Below are 16,529 nucleotides of genomic sequence, written 5' to 3'. Positions count from 1 at the left end.
AAAGAGGGATAGCCAAACCGCAGGGAAAGGCTGACAATAGAGGTTGAGCTTTTTTGGAAGGTTCAGAAGGGAGTAAGCAGGAATGAAACGACATACGGCTATGTTATTGGTGGGACTCCTGACCTTGTCTGGGGTATTGACCGCATGCCAAACCGACACGAAGCAGACCCAACATCATCAGCACCATACACAAACCACCCAATCCACGCAGTTGAATATTACCTTTCAAACAGATCCAGCCCATCCCGACAAGGACAAGCCTGTGAAACTCATTTCTCATATCACAGCCGACAAACAACCTGTCGAAGATGCCAAAGTGGAGTTTGAAGTATGGAAACAAGGTGCCAAACACGAAATGATCGCAGCCCAAAAAACGAAGAGCGGCGTGTACCAAGCTACTCACACCTTTAATGAAGAAGGACAACATGTAGCGGTTGTGCATGTGACGACACCGGCAACCCACCAGATGATCAACGCCACTTTTGTCGTCGGCAATCCCAGCGCATCCCATCACGGCACCGCCAGTGATCACAAGAGCAATCTTCACTTACACATCGAAGCACCAACTGATGCCAAGGCTGGCACACAAGTGCCTATCACCGGACACGTCTCCAAAGCAAACAAGCCTTTTACCGATGCAAACGTCCAATTTGAGTATTGGTGTGAAGGGGATGACAAGCACTTGTTTTCCGATACAGCCGAAACCAAAGCAGGCCATTATGAAACAAGGCTCACCTTTGCCAAGCCTGGCACCTACCAACTCAAGTTGCATGTGGAAAAAGACAGTGAACATGACCATACCACACGAACGATCACCATTAAATAAAAATGAAAGCCACAAGCATTTCCACAACAGCAAACTTTTGATAAAATAAGCCAAACGGGATTATATCCCGTCACCCAACAAATGAGCTAATTCCACTTACGAAAGAGGAACCGCCCAAATACAGGCGGCTCCTCTTTTGTTTCTTGGGATTGATTTGCCATCGCATCCATCTTTTTACTGGATTTGTTCCAACGGCACTTGGCCTGTCACATACACCATGTAACACAAAAAAGCGATCAATCCGATATACGCAATGCCAAATGCCCAGCGCGTCTTGGGAGAAACACTGTAATATTTCTCATCTCGATTAATTGCTCCGATCCGTTCCGGTGTGTATCTCCCTTCCAATATCATTCGCACCACACCTTGCTCCTCAGTGGTGGTCTTAACCAAATTTAACTCATGCAATTCCCCTTGCATTTCAAAGGTGGCGATGGTGCCCAAGCCAGGGAACTCCACTGCCACTTTGTGGCTTTGATCTTCCAATTCACAATAATGAACAAACGGCAATGGGCGACGATGGTCTTCCCCGGGAATCCATACACCTGCCTCAGAAAACTTCTGTTCTTCGATTTTGGCCTCGATTTGAAACAAACTCGGTTTTGCTTTCCGCTTCTTGCGTCCGTATGTAGACCATAATTCAATAACAAACATAATGTAAATGATTATCAAGAGAATACTTTTCGTCCATATGATTAGCGCCGCACCCAAGATCAAGCCTAGTCCCCACAGCCAGCGCGTCACAGCGGTGACGATGCGACCGCCGTCCAAGGGATGTACCGGGATCATGTTAAACAAATTGATCATGAAGCCCACCACGGCAACCGCCACCATCATGGGAGAATCCAGCCACAAACCCAATCCATAGCAGGCGAGGGCCCCCAACGTTCCCATCAGAGGACCACCATAAGCGATAAATGCTTCCGTCGCTGCGTCTGAAGGCTGGCGCTTCATCGTAATCAGCGCCCCTAAGAACGGGATGAACGACGGCGCCGAAACGGGAAGGCCTTTGAGTCGAGCTGCCCACACATGCCCCATCTCATGGATGAATATCATCATGACCAGCCCGACAGCAAACTCAAAGGGGTAGATCAAGGCATAACCGCCGATCGACACAAACATCGAAACCAATGTCCCGCCGAATTTTCCAAGTTTCAACAACGGCAACAAGGCCTTCAACTTCCCGCCTAAACTGAGAAGCAGCACCCCCACTCCGCCCAGCCATGATATGAACCGGTTTCGCTCGCCCTTCTTCTTCTCCCCTTCCACAATCTCTTGCCTCCTTTAAACCAATCATGACTACCTTTTTCCCTCTTTCCATAAAATTATGCAAAAAAATAAAGGGCAACCATCCACCCCATCTGGGCACCAAAAACAAAAAATTGCACCCTATTAAGAGGTGCAATTTGTAAATTGGTGGAGCTAAGCGGATTCGAACCGCTGACCCCCTGCTTGCAAGGCAGGTGCTCTCCCAGCTGAGCTATAGCCCCATATGTAATTAAAGACAAGAATTATATTACTATCCGCATAGGCGAAAGTCAAGCGATTTTGGGAAGCCATACAGCCTAAAAAAAGCCGGCTCTATTGAGCCGACTATTCTTCTTCTTTTGCCTTCTCCTTGACTTCCGTGCTGGCTGGCACCGGTGGGAAATCTACTTTTTCCAGCTCCATCTGCAATGAAGGAACCTGCACCACCACCGGGGGCAACGCCTCACTATACGGGGCGAAAGAGAAAAACGCACCGATCCCAACAATCGCAACCAACCAACCCATCCGGCGGTTATTGTTTTTTCTCATCGGCCTTTTCCTCCTTCTTGGTGTCTGTTTTTTGCGGCTTAATCTGCTGGGCTTTTTTGATCGCGTCTTGAATCAGTGAGTTGTTTGCATCAATCTGATAAGCTTTTTCCAACACGCTGAGGGCATTCTCCTTGTCTCCCAACGCAATGTACGTCAAGCCAAGCTGATATTGATAGATGGCATTGTTCGGCTCCAACTCAGCCGCTTTCAACGCTGCCGAGTTGGCAGATTTAAAGTTGCCATGCAAATAATGAGCCAACGCTTTGTAATATTGCCCCTTAGGGAAACGTTTTTCCTTATCCACCGCATCATTAAACGCACGATAAGCCCGTTTGCTGTATTCGGCCATCTCTTCTTCCCTTTTCTGAGGGGTTAGCGAAGTATTTTTGGAGACTTGCTCCCATTTTTTCAGGTAGAGCACGCCCAATGTGAGATGGTACTCCTCCTGCTTCCGATCAGCATATTTTGCCGCCTTTTTGGCCTCCGTGATCGCATCGTCCAGCTGGCCCTTTATGTTTAAATACACGGCTAAATCGTGATAATAGCGGGGCGTCTTCTTGCTGACGATGGTAGCGTAACGAAGAGATTGAATCGCTTTGTCATATTGTTTCAAAGCCCCATAAATCTTGCCTTGATGATAATAATATGAACCAGCCCCTGGATTCAGCTTCACGGCGCGGTTCGCCGCTTCCAGCGCCCCAGTGTAGTCCTTCAGGTAATAAGAGAAAACCGACAAATCGTCAAGTAATTTGGGTTCATCAGGGAATTCGGCAACAGCCGCTTCCAGCACCACTTTCCCCTTATCATATTGTTGGGCCACGCCATACATATTGGCCAAGTTAATATAGTACTCTTTTTTCCCCAGATCGGCGCTCAACGCCTTGCGTCCCAGTGCGATCGCTTGCTCCAACTGTTTGCGGTCATATGCCTGGTTGGATTGTTGATAATAAACAAACGCCTGTTCAGCATCCTTCTTCACGGAAGTATCAAGAATTCCGCCAGCGGCCAGCACGTCTTCCGCCGAATCACCACTTAACCACATGAACCCCCCAACAGCCACCGCCAACGCGGCTACGACACCAAGCAACACGACGATAGGACGGCGTGCCCGTGGACGTTGTCCCACCTGCTTCCGTTTCTCCGCTTGCTTCCCTTTCACTGGTCTGGGAAGGGTTTCTTCTTTTGTCTTCTTGGTTTCTACTTTGGCTGGCAATACTTCGCTTGCCGACTTGGATTTTTTTTGCTTTTTTTCTTCGTACTGCTCAGCCCAACGCCAAAAATCCCGCACTCTTGGCCGTTTCAGCGGATCAGCCGACAACGCGCGCTGAATCAGGCTTTCCAATTCCAACGACATATCTTTCCGTGTCTCTTTCACCGGTTCCACTTTGTCAACTTTGTCATCAACTCGCTTGCCGGTCAACATCTGGTACAGCACTTGGGCCACTTTCTTCACATCTTCCGTTTCCCGGCGTGCCAACCCAAACAGACGCTTGGGGCCGCCAAACAAGAACCGGACTTCTCCAGCAGAGGTAATCATCATGTTTTGCGGGTCAATCAACGCAAACTGCTCTTCATCATAACACTGCATCAAATGGTTGGTGACCGTCTTCAAAATGCGCGCCACTTCATCCATCGTCAGTGGAGCACTACGCATGAGATAGACCCCAAACAGGATGCCCTCCATCTTGTTAAATACCTGATACAGCTTCCCGTCTTCCAAAAACACTTCCTGAATCGGAAAAAACATTTCCTGATTCCGCGACATCAACTCATCCAATTCATAATCAGCCGGTTTTTTCTTCATGTTGACCGCATGGATGAAACGAGTTTGCCCGGCATCTGGGCCTTCCTTCTTCACCGTTGTGTAATAAAGTACCCCTTCGACGAAGGGAAACACACTCGTGATCTCATATGTACCCTGAATAATATCGCCTTTCTGTTTAAACTCACTCATCACGCTCTCCTCCAACTTTTACCCTTCGTTCTGCTAACCATTCCAGGAAATCAGCTGTTTCAGCGATGGTCGGTCGTTTATGGAGATCAAATGAACATGTTCGCTCAATCCACTCATCCAATTCTGGCGGACACTCTTCACAATAGGTGGAAATCGGCGGAATCGTCAAACCGACGCCTATGGGATTTTTCCCAGTCAACATTCTATAAATCAATGTCCCCAATGTATAGGAGTCGACTAACTGATTGGTTTTCTGATCCACTTGGGGAGCCAGTCCTTTAGGTAGCGTCCCCCACGCTCCTCCGTACAAAAAGCGGATTGCCTTACCGGGAGTCAACAACACATTTTGCGGATGGATGATCGTCAATTGCTTCTCTCCATACAACCGTAACAGGTGATTAACGATTCCCCGCGCGATCCAGACTGTTTCTTCCAAGTTTAGAGGAGAATGCTGAATTAAATGATGAGCAAGGAGGTTTCCTTCCAAACGTCGAAATACTTGATACAAGACCCCGTCTTCCACAAACACTTCCTTCACCGGAAAAAATACGGACTCGTCGCGTGCCAAAACCTCTTCCGGTTCCACTTGGTGCGGCATCGCATCCAGCTCCAGGGCATGGACAAACCGCTTGCAAACGATCCCCGAGTCTTGATGCGCTTCCGTATAATACAAGGTGCCGATGACAAATGGAAATGTTTTGAGTACACGGTACGTCCCGTTAATCATCTCCCCTTGTTCCTTCAGCTTCATACAGCGCTTCCCCTTTAAATCTGATTTTCACTTTTTTCAAGTTCCGAACCTACTACCGTTTATTCTAACATGAACCCATTCGCTAGAGTAGGCATTGCGGCGAGTTCATATATCTTTAAAGGGATTTATGTCTAACAAATAGAAATATTTCTTTTTGTACTCAAATAAACCCGATACCCGCTTCTGCTAATTAGCAACTTGATTTACCATATACCCCCAAAAACAAGTATATTCCTCTTCTCTCCCCAGATTTATCATAATTGCCTGTCTAATGAGCAACCCGACAGCACAAGCCATCACTCATGTAAAAACAGGCAACGAAGTGGTTGCCTGTTTTTATGTATCGCGCGAGTCAGCAAATTCTCCTGTGATATGATACAATTTTTAGAAAATAGATCATTTATACAAGTGGGAGCGTGACAATGTGGGAGATCTTGAATTTAAGCATGCTGTAGAAACCACGCTCAAAGTCATCGGTGGGAAGTGGAAATTGGTGATTTTGTGCCATCTGTTGGACGGAGTCAAGCGCTTCAGTGAGTTGAAACGCAGCATGCCCAACATCACGCAAAAGATGTTGACACAACAACTGCGAGAGCTAGAACAAGATGGCCTGGTTCATCGCCAAGTATATTCTCAAGTGCCTCCCAAAGTAGAATATTCCTTGACGGAATATGGGAAATCGATTAAAGAAGTGCTGGATGTATTAAATGGCTGGGGCAGACGGCACCGTGTACGCATGAAACTTCAAAAATAATAAACACTCCCCCAACGGCGTTGAGGGAGTTTGGCATTCTGTCCTGCTTTAGTTGAGATTGATCCACACCGACTTCACTTGCGTATACAAATCCAAAGCATAGCTGCCCATCTCTCGCCCGAATCCAGATTGTTTATAACCCCCGAATGGAACGGACGCATCAAATACATTGTAACAATTCACCCAGACCGTTCCCGCCTCCAACGCATGCGCCACACGATGCGCTTTGCTGACATCCTTTGTCCACACCCCAGCCGCCAAGCCGTACTCGCTATCATTTGCGCGGCGAATCACATCCGCTATCTGATCTTCATCGTCAAACGGCATCGCCGCCACAACCGGCCCAAAAATCTCTTCTTTCGCAATGGTCATATCGGCTTTCACATCGGTAAAAATGGTCGGCTGTACAAAATACCCTTTTGAAGACAGCGGTTGCCCCCCGATCAACGGCTTGGCGCCTTCCGCCTTCCCTTTCTCCAAGTATTGGGAAACGCGTGCGAATTGCTCATCGGACACCAACGGACCCATCTCCGTCGTTTCATCCAGGCCAGGGCCCTGCTTGATCTTAGACGCATATCCGGCCATATCAGCCAAGAAGTTATCGTACACCTTTTTGTGCAAAAACAGCCGGGAGCCTGCACTACATACCTGTCCCTGGTTAAAGAAGATTCCCCTGAGTGCCCCGGGAATTGCTTTTGAGAAGTCAGCATCCGGGAAAATAATATTTGGCGATTTCCCGCCCAATTCCAAGGAAACCCGTTTCACCCGATCAGCCGCCTGACTCATGATCAGTTTGCCGACTTCCGTCGATCCGGTGAAAGCCACCTTGCGAATTTTGGGATGCGCCACAATCGCCCCTCCCGCTGTCGGGCCAAATCCCGACAGGATATTGACAACTCCCTCGGGGAAGCCGGCTTCTTGGATCAATTGGCCTAAGTAAAGCGCCGACAACGGCGTTTGCTCTGCCGTTTTCATAACCACCACATTGCCAGTCGCCAATGCCGCTCCCAACTTCCATGCCGCCATGAGCAACGGGAAATTCCAAGGAATAATCTGTCCCACAATACCGATCGGCTCGTGCCGGGTATACGAGAAGAAATTGTTGCCAACGGAGTTATCAATCACTTGACCGTGGATTTTGCTGGCCCACCCCGCATAATAACGGAAATGATCCACCGTCAGCGGTATATCCGCCGCCCGCGTCTCTCTGATCGGTTTCCCATTGTCAAGCGTCTCCAATTGGGCCAAGGCTTCCGCATGTTCCTCAATCAAATCGGCCAGGCGCCACATCAGCCTCCCCCGCTCACTGGGAGTCAGCTTCGACCAACGCCCCTCGTACGCCCGTTCAGCCGCTTCCACTGCTACATCCACATCGGCGCTGTCCGCTTCATACACCTCCGCCAACACTTCCCCGGTTGCCGGATTCCTCGTGGCAAACGTCTTACCTGACAACGATTCCACAAACCGTCCTCCGATAAACAGCGGCTTCGGCTTCCCATCCAAAAAAGCTTGCACACGCGGGTCCAATGGAACAGAAGACTTTCCTTGCATCCCAACGCCCCCTTCAAAAGGATATGACAGAACGACAGCTTTCACTTCCATTATATCTATATGAAACATTCAGAAAAATACGCACCTTAAAGGAACCAAGTATCGATAAAGGTACATAGTTCCCATAAGGAAACCCTAATGATAGGAAAGGTGTTAGATCGCCAGCCCAAGTTTGCAGAAAAAAAAGCCTCCTCCAGTGTACAGGAGGAGGCTATTAATACTGATGTCAACTATCATCCAGTTCTATAAAAGCACTTGATAGATGGTAGTAACATCAGATGAGATATCTTTTATAAATAACGATCCACATCGATTTCATCCATTTTCACTCTCGGAATGGCCATCGCTTCTTTTACTTTGTTATTTTTGTCGTAAATGACTACAATTCCTACTGATTGTCTTTTTAAATTGCCATAAAACCCAATCGTTTCCCCATTATCTTTGTTGATTTCTTTAATCAAACGATAAGCATACATCCCAAAACTGTTTTCCACTTCTTGTTTCTCTCTTCCCAAATAAGCAATTGCTGCTACGTATTCCTCACGGAGTTTGAATGATTTACGGGCTACTTCATCTTCGAGATATTCAATATTGACCAATCGGTCATTAGCATCATAGGCAAATTGATAAATACCACACTCATCTATTAAGCCATAGAAGGAATCGTCGATTGCTGATAGCCCAGACAAGGATTAAGTTTTTTCAAAAATGGGCTCACTTTGACCATAATTGGTGAGGTGGCATCTTGAAAGGCCGATACAGTTTTATTCACTAACGGTTTGACATAGTGGGCGACAAAGCTAACTCCACCGACGAGTGCTACCCAAGGCCAAGCACAGCGGCCGCTTTCTGCCAATCAATCTTCTTACCATGGAGCAAATCATCAACTACACTGGTTCCCGCGCCTTCAACCACCGAAACTAAGACCATCTTGCTGAAAACATTTTGAATTGGTCCCGGCATCTTGCTGATCAGTTTCCCAGCACCATTTAAAACAGGCCCCAAAATACGAGAACCGGCAGTGCGGTTACAGCTTTTTGTCCATATGCAGAAGCTAATCCTTTGGTAATTCCACCAGCCAGACCTAGGCTGACGATACCAAGAACACCACCAATTGCGGCTTCCATGAATGTGTGCTTGTCAACCTTGTCACCGTTCAGAGCCAGGCTGAAACCAAACGAAATGGCCCAACCAATTAAAATGGACGCACCAACGCCTTGCAGTTCAGGGATGAACAAGCAAGCAACCCCTGCCGTCAAAACGAGGCCGGATATAATATATATTCTTTATTTTTTTTGTCCATTCCCATGCTTTGTTCAGCCCTTCCGAAGTGGTATGTACAATTCCTTTTCTCTTATTCCAAAGTTTCTTTGTACCACGGTCGTTTTTCTTGATTTGAAGCAGAATCCCTCTTTCCATTGCCCTGGGAGTTTGCTTAATCTAAATCCGGTGCTTGATAAGGATCAGGAGTGATATATATATCATCTCGAGCCTTATAGGGATCGGGTGCTTTATACGGATCAGGGGCTTGATGCCCCTCGGCCAACACTGTAATAGGAAAACAACATGCTATTAAAAAGAATATGAGTACCATAGCCGAAAAGTGGCTTAAAGCTTTTATATTCAATCAAATCACCTCTCTTCCATTTTAATTTATAGAGGTTTGTTGATATGTGACAGCACCTCGAAAAATACTCTAAATATTAGTAAATAATTTAAATATCATCCTTAAATGAAACAAATTGAGGCGTACATTGATCAGGCATCATGCCATCCTCTTCTACATTTATATAATCAAATTTATAAAAGCTCATTCATCTAAATATTGTTTGTTTTAATACTCCTCTTTGAAAAAAGAATAAGCGATTCGATTTGAATCGCTTATTCTTTGTCCGATTAGTCATTTGTCCTTGTCATTTCACGTTATTCTCTCAGTTTAAATAATGCTTTGCGATGTATGCATCCATTGTTTTTTTCCAGTGCTCCAAAAATGTATCTTCGTCGCAAGAGTATTTCTTCCCACCGATGCCTGCCCTTGTCAGCCCATCGTAATTACTGCTGATACTGATACCTTGGGAACCGCAACTTTTAGTAGAAGTGTACAGATAATACTCGACAATCAAATCTCTAATCGTCAAACCTTCGTCCTGCACAAGCATTATGACAAACTCCCAGACTACATCTGTATTTTGATCAGAGGGGCGGTTTTCCATTAAAAAACGAACCAAATTTTGCGTTTTGCTATTCATCTGTTTACCTCTTTTCTTGCAAAGCCTTTAAATAGTGTTTGGGTCGACAGTTTTATTGTTACTGCCTTGCGTAAACTTGGGATAATGAGTATTTATGTGGTCGACACTACCATCCGGCTTTGGAACTACATATCCTTCAACCTCGATGTCTTTTCCGTCTGGCCCTTTAACCACTGAATTAAATCGAATTGGCTTGACATCCCCGTTGGGAAGCGTTGAATACTGCAAGTTATTGTTTTTGAGAAATTGATCTAGCGCCTTATCTCCCATTTCATCAATTTGTTGTTCAGTATAATGGGAAGGGTATACCGTTTTGGTTGTTACTTTTTCTTGCTTAGAAAGGGCTTTGGGATCTATGGTATTTGGATCTGTATTTGGGTCAACTTTGTATTTTTGCAATACCTTTTGCGCTTTCTTTTGTTGGCTTTTTGACGCGGTCCCTGATTGTACTGTTTCTAAAGCAGCTTTTATGTTTTCATATTTTTTCAAAGTCGCTGGGTCATGGCCTATTCTTCTCACTTCCACATAGAGTACACCATTTTCATCCATTTCGACTTTATTAAATTCATAACCATCTTTTTCAACACGACTTTTCAATTTCTTCCAATTATGAAGCCCCTCACCATTCCATTTCCCATTGTAAGGTGATTGAGGATCGTTGACTGTTTCTCCTTCATGAACATGCTTTTTATCGGCATTATACTTTCCTTTATATCCACCTGCATGGTTTGTGTTCTTGTCTTTACCCTTGTTTTTCTTTTCGTTTTCATCACCTAATATATCTCCAATCAGACAACTTCCATCATTCCCTACCGATTTTCCGGTATCGGCATAAGCAGTGTCTATTAGCAAGGCCGTTTTTTTCGGTTTGCCGCAAGCCCAATCCACGAATTCATCCCGTTTTTTATCGATGGGCTTAAGAATTTTATCCCCAACCCATTTGGTAACCTTGCCACCCAAAAGCTTTTTATCCACTTTGGACAATATTCCGCCAACTTTACCCACTTTTTTAGCCAATAAATAATTCAAGAAAGGTTCACCAAAACGTTCATACCCACTTATCTTTTCGCCGGTGTCCCAATCTTTGCCCGTTGCCAGTTCATATATTCCCGAAGTGGGATCGAAAAAGTTCAGCACTTCTTCGACCACGGGACCTCCCCAAGGCTTAACATATTTATTATAATTTGGCTCAATATATTCTTTGTAATAGGGTTCCGTTTTCTTTACAACATACCCCAAAACAGGAATTTCTTTCGCTTTATCTAACCATCCTTTTTCTTCATGAGGCTTTTCAATTGAAGGGGGAGGGGTTTGATCTGCTGATGCAATTTTGTTAGATGTGTTAACAGGTTCTTCAATGGGACTTTTGTCTTTTGGATCCGACGTTGGGATAGTGTTTGACTTCCCTGTTATCATTCCTATTACTTTGCTTTGAAGAGTATCGCCTATTGACTCATCACTGCTGAAGGTAAACAGTAAGAGCGAAGCCAACAATATACCAGCAGCAATAATGATGACATATTCAAGCGTTGAAGCACCCCGTCGACTTTCTATAATGTTTTTCCAGCTTGTACGTTTGTTCAAAACGTCCTCCTCCTAGTAATTATATGGGAAAGATAAGAAGTTGAAACAACAACAGCAACAATATGGACAGCAAGAGGACACAACTGATAACAATAGTGGCAGCTTTCCAAGTTGGAATGCCATGCACTTCAGCAACACCACGGATCTGAACGATATAAAACCATACAGTTACTATCATTTTCAACAAGGAAAAAAAGATAAGAAGCAGTTGCAAATCAAGCACCGTAATCATTGAGGCCGAGGCGAACATTTCCTCTCCAAAAAACAAAAATTGAAACCATATCAACACCAATTTGATCAAATAAGGGATATAAGACCAAGCGACGGTAGTAGTCATTTCCTGCCATGTAGCTAATCCACCCCATACGCGCCCGAGGAACCAAAACAAGGAGCTGGTCAAGACCCAGTAACCCCCACCTAACAAGGGGGCTAGCCAAATTCCGTTTAGAAAAATCGATCCAAATGATGCAACATTTCCTAAAGATTGTCCATCGACTTGTACATAATAAAAAGCAAAGCCAAATAGGAAAACCCAAAGGTAAGTAATTCCAATGGGTTCGCTGGATGAAATATCTTGCATCACACTACGAGTTTGGGTTCCAATCCGCCAAATCCAATCTTTTGCTTTATCATGACTCCATTCCAATGTCATCCCCCATTTCTAGGAAGCTATTAAAAATAACATAAGCAGAAACAACAGTCCAACAGGGAGCAACATGGCGACAGTTACACGGCTACGTGAAAGATGGTGCATTTCTGCTAACGAGCGAATCAAGGTAAATACAAACCAAATATTAATGACAATCATAACAATCGATAAAAGAACGATGAGGACTAACAAAAAAACATTGCTGTCAATACGAGGTGTTTCATCGGTGAACATTTCTTTGCCAAAAATCAAGACTTGCAACAGCCATACGGGTAATTTGCTGGAATAGATCACCGATGCCCACGCCCAGGTTTGACGAGTCTCCCGAAAAGATGCACTCCCTCCCAACCAGCGGCAACAGAGATGTAGAGTTCCACTCAAACAAAACCAAACAAATAAACCAAATAAAGGACCAACTACTACTGCCATCACCAAAATGGATAAAAGGTCCATGCGGTCTCCCACAGAGTTGTTAGACGCATAATCCAACGAAAAAGCAATACCAAACAAGACAAGTAACAGTACCATATGACCCTTTTTTGTATCTTCGACTACTTCATGGATCACATCATCTGGTTGTGTCCACATATTTTTATAAATTTGCAATAACATAGTTCCTCCCTATTTACAACTATTTTTTTGATTTCATATCCATTATATATCGAAAAATACAATGTATATTGTTACTTTTACTTATTTTTTCTTTTACATCAACCCAAAGTAAACTGGAGTAACGTTATAAATTATATTTAAAGGTCGCTCCATCTTTTCTGAGCGACCTAATTTTTAGATACATATCGCAATGGATTCACAGGTTGGCCGCCAATGTGCACTTCAAAATGCAAATGCGCTCCCGTCGACCATCCCGCATTGCCTATGCCTGCGATATGATCTCCCCGCTTTACTCGCTGACCCGGTCGCACGTAGATATGTTGTGAGAACATGTGAGCATACCAAGTCTGCATTCCGTTACCATGATCTATAATAATGAGATTTCCATAACCATTAGATGCACCAGCTTTGATCACAACTCCATCTCCCGCCGCATAGATCGGCGTACCAACCGGACCGGCCAGGTCAATACCTGCGTGGAGTTTGTTAACTCGCCTGATAGGATGAAAACGATATCCGAAAGGAGATGTGAGATTCCAAACCCTTACCGGTGGCCCTAACACACCTCCTGAAGTAATTAGAGGCCCAGAAGCCCCTGTCGCTCCACCAAAAGAAAAAAGGGCAAAATTCTTTTGCAATACTGGAGCCTTTGACTTGCTTTCATACGTTATAGGAGCTAAATTCTGGTCAAAAATGACGGGGATTTTCACCTTGGCCAAGGCACTTACTTCATCATCTTCAATATTTATTTCGAACTTCTCAATCTCTACCCGTTTACGGTCAACAAAAGAAAGTTTGAATTGGTCTTTTGCTTTTTCCTCATCCCCTGTAGTGGAAGCGATTTTTACGGCATCTCGCAATGCTGCCTGCGTTTCCAGTACTGCCATCCCAGCTTCAACAAGTTGCCATACGACTAAACATAGCAAAAAAAACAATGGAAGAATCACGACAAATTCGGTCGTCGAAGCACCTTTCCGATATCTCTGGCTCCATCTTCCCAACGAAAAATCGCCTTTCTTCATAATCACTCCTCCAAAAATAACTTTTATTTTATTACAGGTGATTTCGCGACATATTGATAAGTGAACGGATCCATAGGCAAAAAAATCCATTTTATTTTTGTCTCTGCTGTTGCAATCACTTGTCCATCTTTGATTTTCACTTCATAATCAGATAACCAATAATGAGATGTTTTATCAAATCTCACTTTGCCCTGTTTCTCTTCATTCTGCGGTTTCCCCGATGAGGCGGCAGACCTCACTCCGTCCTTAACAAAATGATGCGTTTCCAACACTGCCATTCCCGTGACCACAAACTGCCCAACAAATAAGCACATAAAAATAACCAACGGAATAACCATAATGAATTCTAACGTCACAGAGCCTTTGATTAGCCTCTCCCGACATTTATGCAAACGGCTCATGCCAAACCCTCCGACATCCTTATTCAAACGTTACTGTAAGCGGATTACGATTCGACCACCATGTCCCATAGTCCCTAGTTGGACCAAAACCATTTCCTTTCACATATTTGTTGGTAAACTCTTCTGCCCAAATAAGCGGGGTAAACTTCACCTTTGCTTCAACTTGAATCCTTCCATCCGCAAAAAAACGGATTTTGCTCGGTTGTGCTCCATTTTGTTTGACATATTTCCGCACTTCTTTTTTCAGCTCTTCTTCATTATTAAAAACTGCATTTTTAATAATGCCTTTCTTAATTCCATTATGACTCATAACATATTGATAAGGATCAATATTCGTCTGGTTTTCAGTGTTGTTCTCCAATATTTTATTCATGATAATTTGAAGTTCGGCGCTCACATACTCATCCATTTTCTTTGTGGCCGCAAGACTGCCGGCATCAGCAGCTTTTTCGGCAACTGCATGATTCATCCAAGCAATCACCAACGAACCCAAAAACATGAATATGATCATGAACACCGGTAATGCAACCACCCACATCAAAGTCACATTGCCGCGTTTGCGGTTAATTGTTCGCATTCCCCGAAACATAGTTTCCTCCTATTGCCAACAGTTGCTGTACCTTGCTTTATCGTTTGAATAACTTGGCGATGAAACTAAAAATATCTCGAATCAAGGTAAACGGAAAAGTGATGACATGCCATATGAGCCCAAACACTCCCCCCAGTTCATGAACAGTATCCGCTATTGCCTGAGATGGGCCGTATTTGATGCATTGGTATATAAAGATCAAGGTGGGAACAAACAAAATCACTCCTAACACTACCGCAAGAAAAGCCAATACTTCCATTTTTTTACTCCTTTTCAAGCCATTTGTAATAACATTTGGTCAAAACAAACACAGCAAACGGAATTAACGATATTTCAATGACCAACTGAACCATCACCAGAAACGCGTCAGGTGCGGTACCTTTTGTCAACAACTCTATTCCCGTAAACAACCCGCTTTTTATTCCCAAACCAATCAAATAAAAGCTTGCGAGCAAAATAAGCAATTGCATCCATTTAACTAAGCCAATTTTTACTGATTTAGTAATACATACAATTGGTTCATATTCTTTTAAAATAACAAGATAAGGTATAGAGATCGATAAAAATACGCCTATAATCCATAAGTAATCAGAAATAAATTCAAACAAAGCTACCAAAGCAAAAAAAACGAGGCTAGTTGTATAGGCAGTCGATAATTTTTTAAAAAAGAAACGAAACATATCACTCGTCTCAAATATTTCATCATTGATAAACATAAGGCTGATATATATTAGTGGCAATTGACCTATAGAAAATACAACTGGGAGAACCATAGGATATAGTGAACTCATTTCTGGATATATATAAGCAAACTGTTCAACTATAAGAAGAAAAAAACCAAAAGGAAATAAGATAGTCAACCCAATCAACATAATTTTTGAGAAATGTTCCTTATAAAACTGAAACGCTTCACCCATAGAAGCAAAAACACCTTTCATACTTTCAAACATCATGTCCGCCCTACACTCCCTTTTGAGACAAAGTGGAATTTTTCTTACCAATCCAAGCCCCAAGCATAGCAAAAATCCAACCGAAAATCAGTCCTATTAACGGAATGTTGATCTCACCCAAAACATTCACTGATATAAAAGTATTAATGAAAAACATCACAGATGCTACAAACCAAGCGTTAACCAAGGCATATTTATTATTACGACCTGTAACCCAACCAGCCACCATATATGTTAAAACCATTAACATGATCGGACCCGCTGCATTCAAAATGAGTCCCGTCGCCCCAACAATATAGCCTAACAGGATAGAAGTAGCAAAACCTGCTCCTAACCCTTGCAACATTTTGGTTGCCATATATTAAACCTCCATTTCAATCTACTATTCAACTTTCTTTTGCATTAAATTAGACGTATCAGCATAAAACCACATTGCATGAATAATGACTACAATAACCAACATTAAAGAGTACATAACGAGAGCCAATACATTTGTTGTCGTAAACCGCGATAAAAAGTAAAACAATAATGCGGCATTCCCCGCACCGACTATGCCAATTGATGAAAGCAACTTCCCCCATCCTGTCATGGGTTTACGAAGCTCCTGAGCGATGCAGCCACGGAAACCATGACCAATTCCTATAGCAACAAACAACATGATCAATTGCAACAGTCCAATGCTCCATCTCTCTCCAGAAACTCTCCAATAAACAATGCCGACAAATATCGTTGACAGGTCGATATGAGCTAATAAAGATCCAACACGCCATTTTACACTTTTATACAACTTATAGCGATTGCTAGCATATTTCCAATAAAAGCAGGATATCATTAGCAATA

The 16,529-nt window shown here is 43.7% G+C and carries 20 protein-coding genes and 1 tRNA gene; 2 read left to right on the top strand and 19 right to left on the bottom strand.

What is annotated here, in order from left to right; all coding sequences use genetic code 11:
- Positions 1 to 82: 82 nt before the first annotated feature.
- Complete coding sequence (locus EDC32_RS14070; RefSeq protein ID WP_132223193.1) at positions 83 to 826, top strand: FixH family protein; 744 nt, start codon at positions 83 to 85, stop codon at positions 824 to 826.
- A 174-nt stretch (positions 827 to 1,000) separates the two neighbouring features.
- On the opposite strand, the gene EDC32_RS14065 is transcribed toward EDC32_RS14070, so the two are convergent.
- From EDC32_RS14065 to EDC32_RS14045, 5 genes are all read right to left on the bottom strand, one after another.
- A complete protein-coding gene (locus EDC32_RS14065; RefSeq protein WP_132223190.1) occupies positions 1,001 to 2,095 on the bottom strand; it encodes a site-2 protease family protein in 1,095 nt (364 codons plus the stop codon).
- Between the two features lie 145 nt (positions 2,096 to 2,240).
- Positions 2,241 to 2,316, bottom strand: a tRNA-Ala gene (locus tag EDC32_RS14060).
- A 103-nt stretch (positions 2,317 to 2,419) separates the two neighbouring features.
- A complete protein-coding gene (locus EDC32_RS14055) occupies positions 2,420 to 2,623 on the bottom strand; it encodes a hypothetical protein (protein WP_102991300.1) in 204 nt (67 codons plus the stop codon).
- A complete protein-coding gene (locus EDC32_RS14050) occupies positions 2,607 to 4,577 on the bottom strand; it encodes a tetratricopeptide repeat protein (RefSeq protein ID WP_132223187.1) in 1,971 nt (656 codons plus the stop codon). Before EDC32_RS14050 ends, EDC32_RS14055 begins: the two co-directional genes overlap by 17 nt.
- The gene (locus tag EDC32_RS14045) at positions 4,570 to 5,328 is read right to left on the bottom strand and encodes a serine/threonine-protein kinase (protein ID WP_022738808.1); all 759 of its coding nucleotides are present in this window, start codon (positions 5,326 to 5,328) and stop codon (positions 4,570 to 4,572) included. The genes EDC32_RS14050 and EDC32_RS14045 overlap by 8 nt, the downstream gene beginning before the upstream one ends.
- 424 nt (positions 5,329 to 5,752) lie before the next feature.
- Between EDC32_RS14045 and EDC32_RS14040 the strand changes: the two genes are divergently transcribed.
- Positions 5,753 to 6,082: a winged helix-turn-helix transcriptional regulator gene (locus EDC32_RS14040; RefSeq protein ID WP_132223184.1), complete on the top strand. Its 330-nt coding sequence runs from the start codon at positions 5,753 to 5,755 to the stop codon at positions 6,080 to 6,082.
- 48 nt (positions 6,083 to 6,130) lie between these two features.
- On the opposite strand, the gene EDC32_RS14035 is transcribed toward EDC32_RS14040, so the two are convergent.
- From EDC32_RS14035 to EDC32_RS13970, 14 genes are all read right to left on the bottom strand, one after another.
- Positions 6,131 to 7,633, bottom strand: coding sequence for an aldehyde dehydrogenase family protein (locus EDC32_RS14035; RefSeq protein WP_132223181.1), 1,503 nt, complete (start codon positions 7,631 to 7,633; stop codon positions 6,131 to 6,133).
- A 290-nt stretch (positions 7,634 to 7,923) separates the two neighbouring features.
- Positions 7,924 to 8,322 (bottom strand): hypothetical protein, encoded by a 399-nt coding sequence (locus EDC32_RS14030; protein ID WP_132223178.1) that lies wholly within the window; start codon positions 8,320 to 8,322, stop codon positions 7,924 to 7,926.
- A 300-nt stretch (positions 8,323 to 8,622) separates the two neighbouring features.
- Positions 8,623 to 8,871, bottom strand: a complete 249-nt coding sequence (locus EDC32_RS14025; RefSeq protein ID WP_132223175.1) for a hypothetical protein — start codon at positions 8,869 to 8,871, stop codon at positions 8,623 to 8,625.
- Between the two features lie 693 nt (positions 8,872 to 9,564).
- Positions 9,565 to 9,882, bottom strand: a complete 318-nt coding sequence (locus tag EDC32_RS14020; RefSeq protein ID WP_132223172.1) for a hypothetical protein — start codon at positions 9,880 to 9,882, stop codon at positions 9,565 to 9,567.
- Between the two features lie 27 nt (positions 9,883 to 9,909).
- The gene (locus EDC32_RS14015; RefSeq protein WP_132223169.1) at positions 9,910 to 11,466 is read right to left on the bottom strand and encodes a pre-toxin TG domain-containing protein; all 1,557 of its coding nucleotides are present in this window, start codon (positions 11,464 to 11,466) and stop codon (positions 9,910 to 9,912) included.
- 19 nt (positions 11,467 to 11,485) lie between these two features.
- Complete coding sequence (locus tag EDC32_RS14010) at positions 11,486 to 12,118, bottom strand: YIP1 family protein (RefSeq protein WP_132223166.1); 633 nt, start codon at positions 12,116 to 12,118, stop codon at positions 11,486 to 11,488.
- A gap of 9 nt (positions 12,119 to 12,127) precedes the next feature.
- Entirely contained in the window at positions 12,128 to 12,727 is a 600-nt protein-coding gene (locus EDC32_RS14005) for a Yip1 family protein (RefSeq protein WP_132223163.1), read from the bottom strand.
- Between the two features lie 167 nt (positions 12,728 to 12,894).
- Positions 12,895 to 13,749, bottom strand: coding sequence for a peptidoglycan DD-metalloendopeptidase family protein (locus EDC32_RS14000; RefSeq protein WP_246026960.1), 855 nt, complete (start codon positions 13,747 to 13,749; stop codon positions 12,895 to 12,897).
- 23 nt (positions 13,750 to 13,772) lie between these two features.
- Positions 13,773 to 14,150 carry a TadE family protein gene (locus tag EDC32_RS13995; RefSeq protein WP_132223157.1) on the bottom strand — a complete coding sequence of 126 codons (378 nt, stop codon included), beginning with the start codon at positions 14,148 to 14,150 and terminating at the stop codon, positions 13,773 to 13,775.
- A 19-nt stretch (positions 14,151 to 14,169) separates the two neighbouring features.
- Positions 14,170 to 14,739, bottom strand: a complete 570-nt coding sequence (locus EDC32_RS13990) for a TadE/TadG family type IV pilus assembly protein (RefSeq protein WP_132223154.1) — start codon at positions 14,737 to 14,739, stop codon at positions 14,170 to 14,172.
- Between the two features lie 37 nt (positions 14,740 to 14,776).
- Entirely contained in the window at positions 14,777 to 14,998 is a 222-nt protein-coding gene (locus EDC32_RS13985) for a hypothetical protein (protein WP_132223151.1), read from the bottom strand.
- Positions 14,999 to 15,002: 4 nt separating this feature from the next.
- On the bottom strand, positions 15,003 to 15,692 hold the full coding sequence (locus tag EDC32_RS13980) for a hypothetical protein (RefSeq protein WP_132223148.1): 690 nt from the start codon (positions 15,690 to 15,692) through the stop codon (positions 15,003 to 15,005).
- Positions 15,693 to 15,699: 7 nt separating this feature from the next.
- Positions 15,700 to 16,047: a hypothetical protein gene (locus EDC32_RS13975; RefSeq protein ID WP_132223145.1), complete on the bottom strand. Its 348-nt coding sequence runs from the start codon at positions 16,045 to 16,047 to the stop codon at positions 15,700 to 15,702.
- Between the two features lie 24 nt (positions 16,048 to 16,071).
- Positions 16,072 to 16,359 carry a hypothetical protein gene (locus EDC32_RS13970; protein WP_132223142.1) on the bottom strand — a complete coding sequence of 96 codons (288 nt, stop codon included), beginning with the start codon at positions 16,357 to 16,359 and terminating at the stop codon, positions 16,072 to 16,074.
- Between the last annotated feature and the right edge of the window lie 170 nt (positions 16,360 to 16,529).

The sequence above is a fragment of the Laceyella sacchari genome (assembly GCF_004343255.1).
In the GTDB taxonomy this organism is placed as follows: Bacteria; Bacillota; Bacilli; order Thermoactinomycetales; family Thermoactinomycetaceae; genus Laceyella; species Laceyella sacchari.
This window is presented reverse-complemented; position numbering and strand designations above follow the sequence as displayed.

What these genes read in the sequence shown, in the direction of transcription:
- EDC32_RS14070 (WP_132223193.1), top strand. Translation starts at nt 83, where the DNA reads ATGAAACGACATACGGCTATGTTATTGGTGGGACTCCTGACCTTGTCT.
- EDC32_RS14055 (WP_102991300.1), bottom strand. Translation starts at nt 2,623, where the DNA reads ATGAGAAAAAACAATAACCGCCGGATGGGTTGGTTGGTTGCGATTGTT.
- EDC32_RS14050 (WP_132223187.1), bottom strand. Translation starts at nt 4,577, where the DNA reads ATGAGTGAGTTTAAACAGAAAGGCGATATTATTCAGGGTACATATGAG.
- EDC32_RS14045 (WP_022738808.1), bottom strand. Translation starts at nt 5,328, where the DNA reads ATGAAGCTGAAGGAACAAGGGGAGATGATTAACGGGACGTACCGTGTA.
- EDC32_RS14035 (WP_132223181.1), bottom strand. Translation starts at nt 7,633, where the DNA reads ATGCAAGGAAAGTCTTCTGTTCCATTGGACCCGCGTGTGCAAGCTTTT.
- EDC32_RS14020 (WP_132223172.1), bottom strand. Translation starts at nt 9,882, where the DNA reads ATGAATAGCAAAACGCAAAATTTGGTTCGTTTTTTAATGGAAAACCGC.
- EDC32_RS14010 (WP_132223166.1), bottom strand. Translation starts at nt 12,118, where the DNA reads ATGACATTGGAATGGAGTCATGATAAAGCAAAAGATTGGATTTGGCGG.
- EDC32_RS14005 (WP_132223163.1), bottom strand. Translation starts at nt 12,727, where the DNA reads ATGTTATTGCAAATTTATAAAAATATGTGGACACAACCAGATGATGTG.
- EDC32_RS14000 (WP_246026960.1), bottom strand. Translation starts at nt 13,749, where the DNA reads ATGAAGAAAGGCGATTTTTCGTTGGGAAGATGGAGCCAGAGATATCGG.
- EDC32_RS13995 (WP_132223157.1), bottom strand. Translation starts at nt 14,150, where the DNA reads ATGAGCCGTTTGCATAAATGTCGGGAGAGGCTAATCAAAGGCTCTGTG.
- EDC32_RS13990 (WP_132223154.1), bottom strand. Translation starts at nt 14,739, where the DNA reads ATGTTTCGGGGAATGCGAACAATTAACCGCAAACGCGGCAATGTGACT.
- EDC32_RS13985 (WP_132223151.1), bottom strand. Translation starts at nt 14,998, where the DNA reads ATGGAAGTATTGGCTTTTCTTGCGGTAGTGTTAGGAGTGATTTTGTTT.
- EDC32_RS13980 (WP_132223148.1), bottom strand. Translation starts at nt 15,692, where the DNA reads ATGATGTTTGAAAGTATGAAAGGTGTTTTTGCTTCTATGGGTGAAGCG.
- EDC32_RS13975 (WP_132223145.1), bottom strand. Translation starts at nt 16,047, where the DNA reads ATGGCAACCAAAATGTTGCAAGGGTTAGGAGCAGGTTTTGCTACTTCT.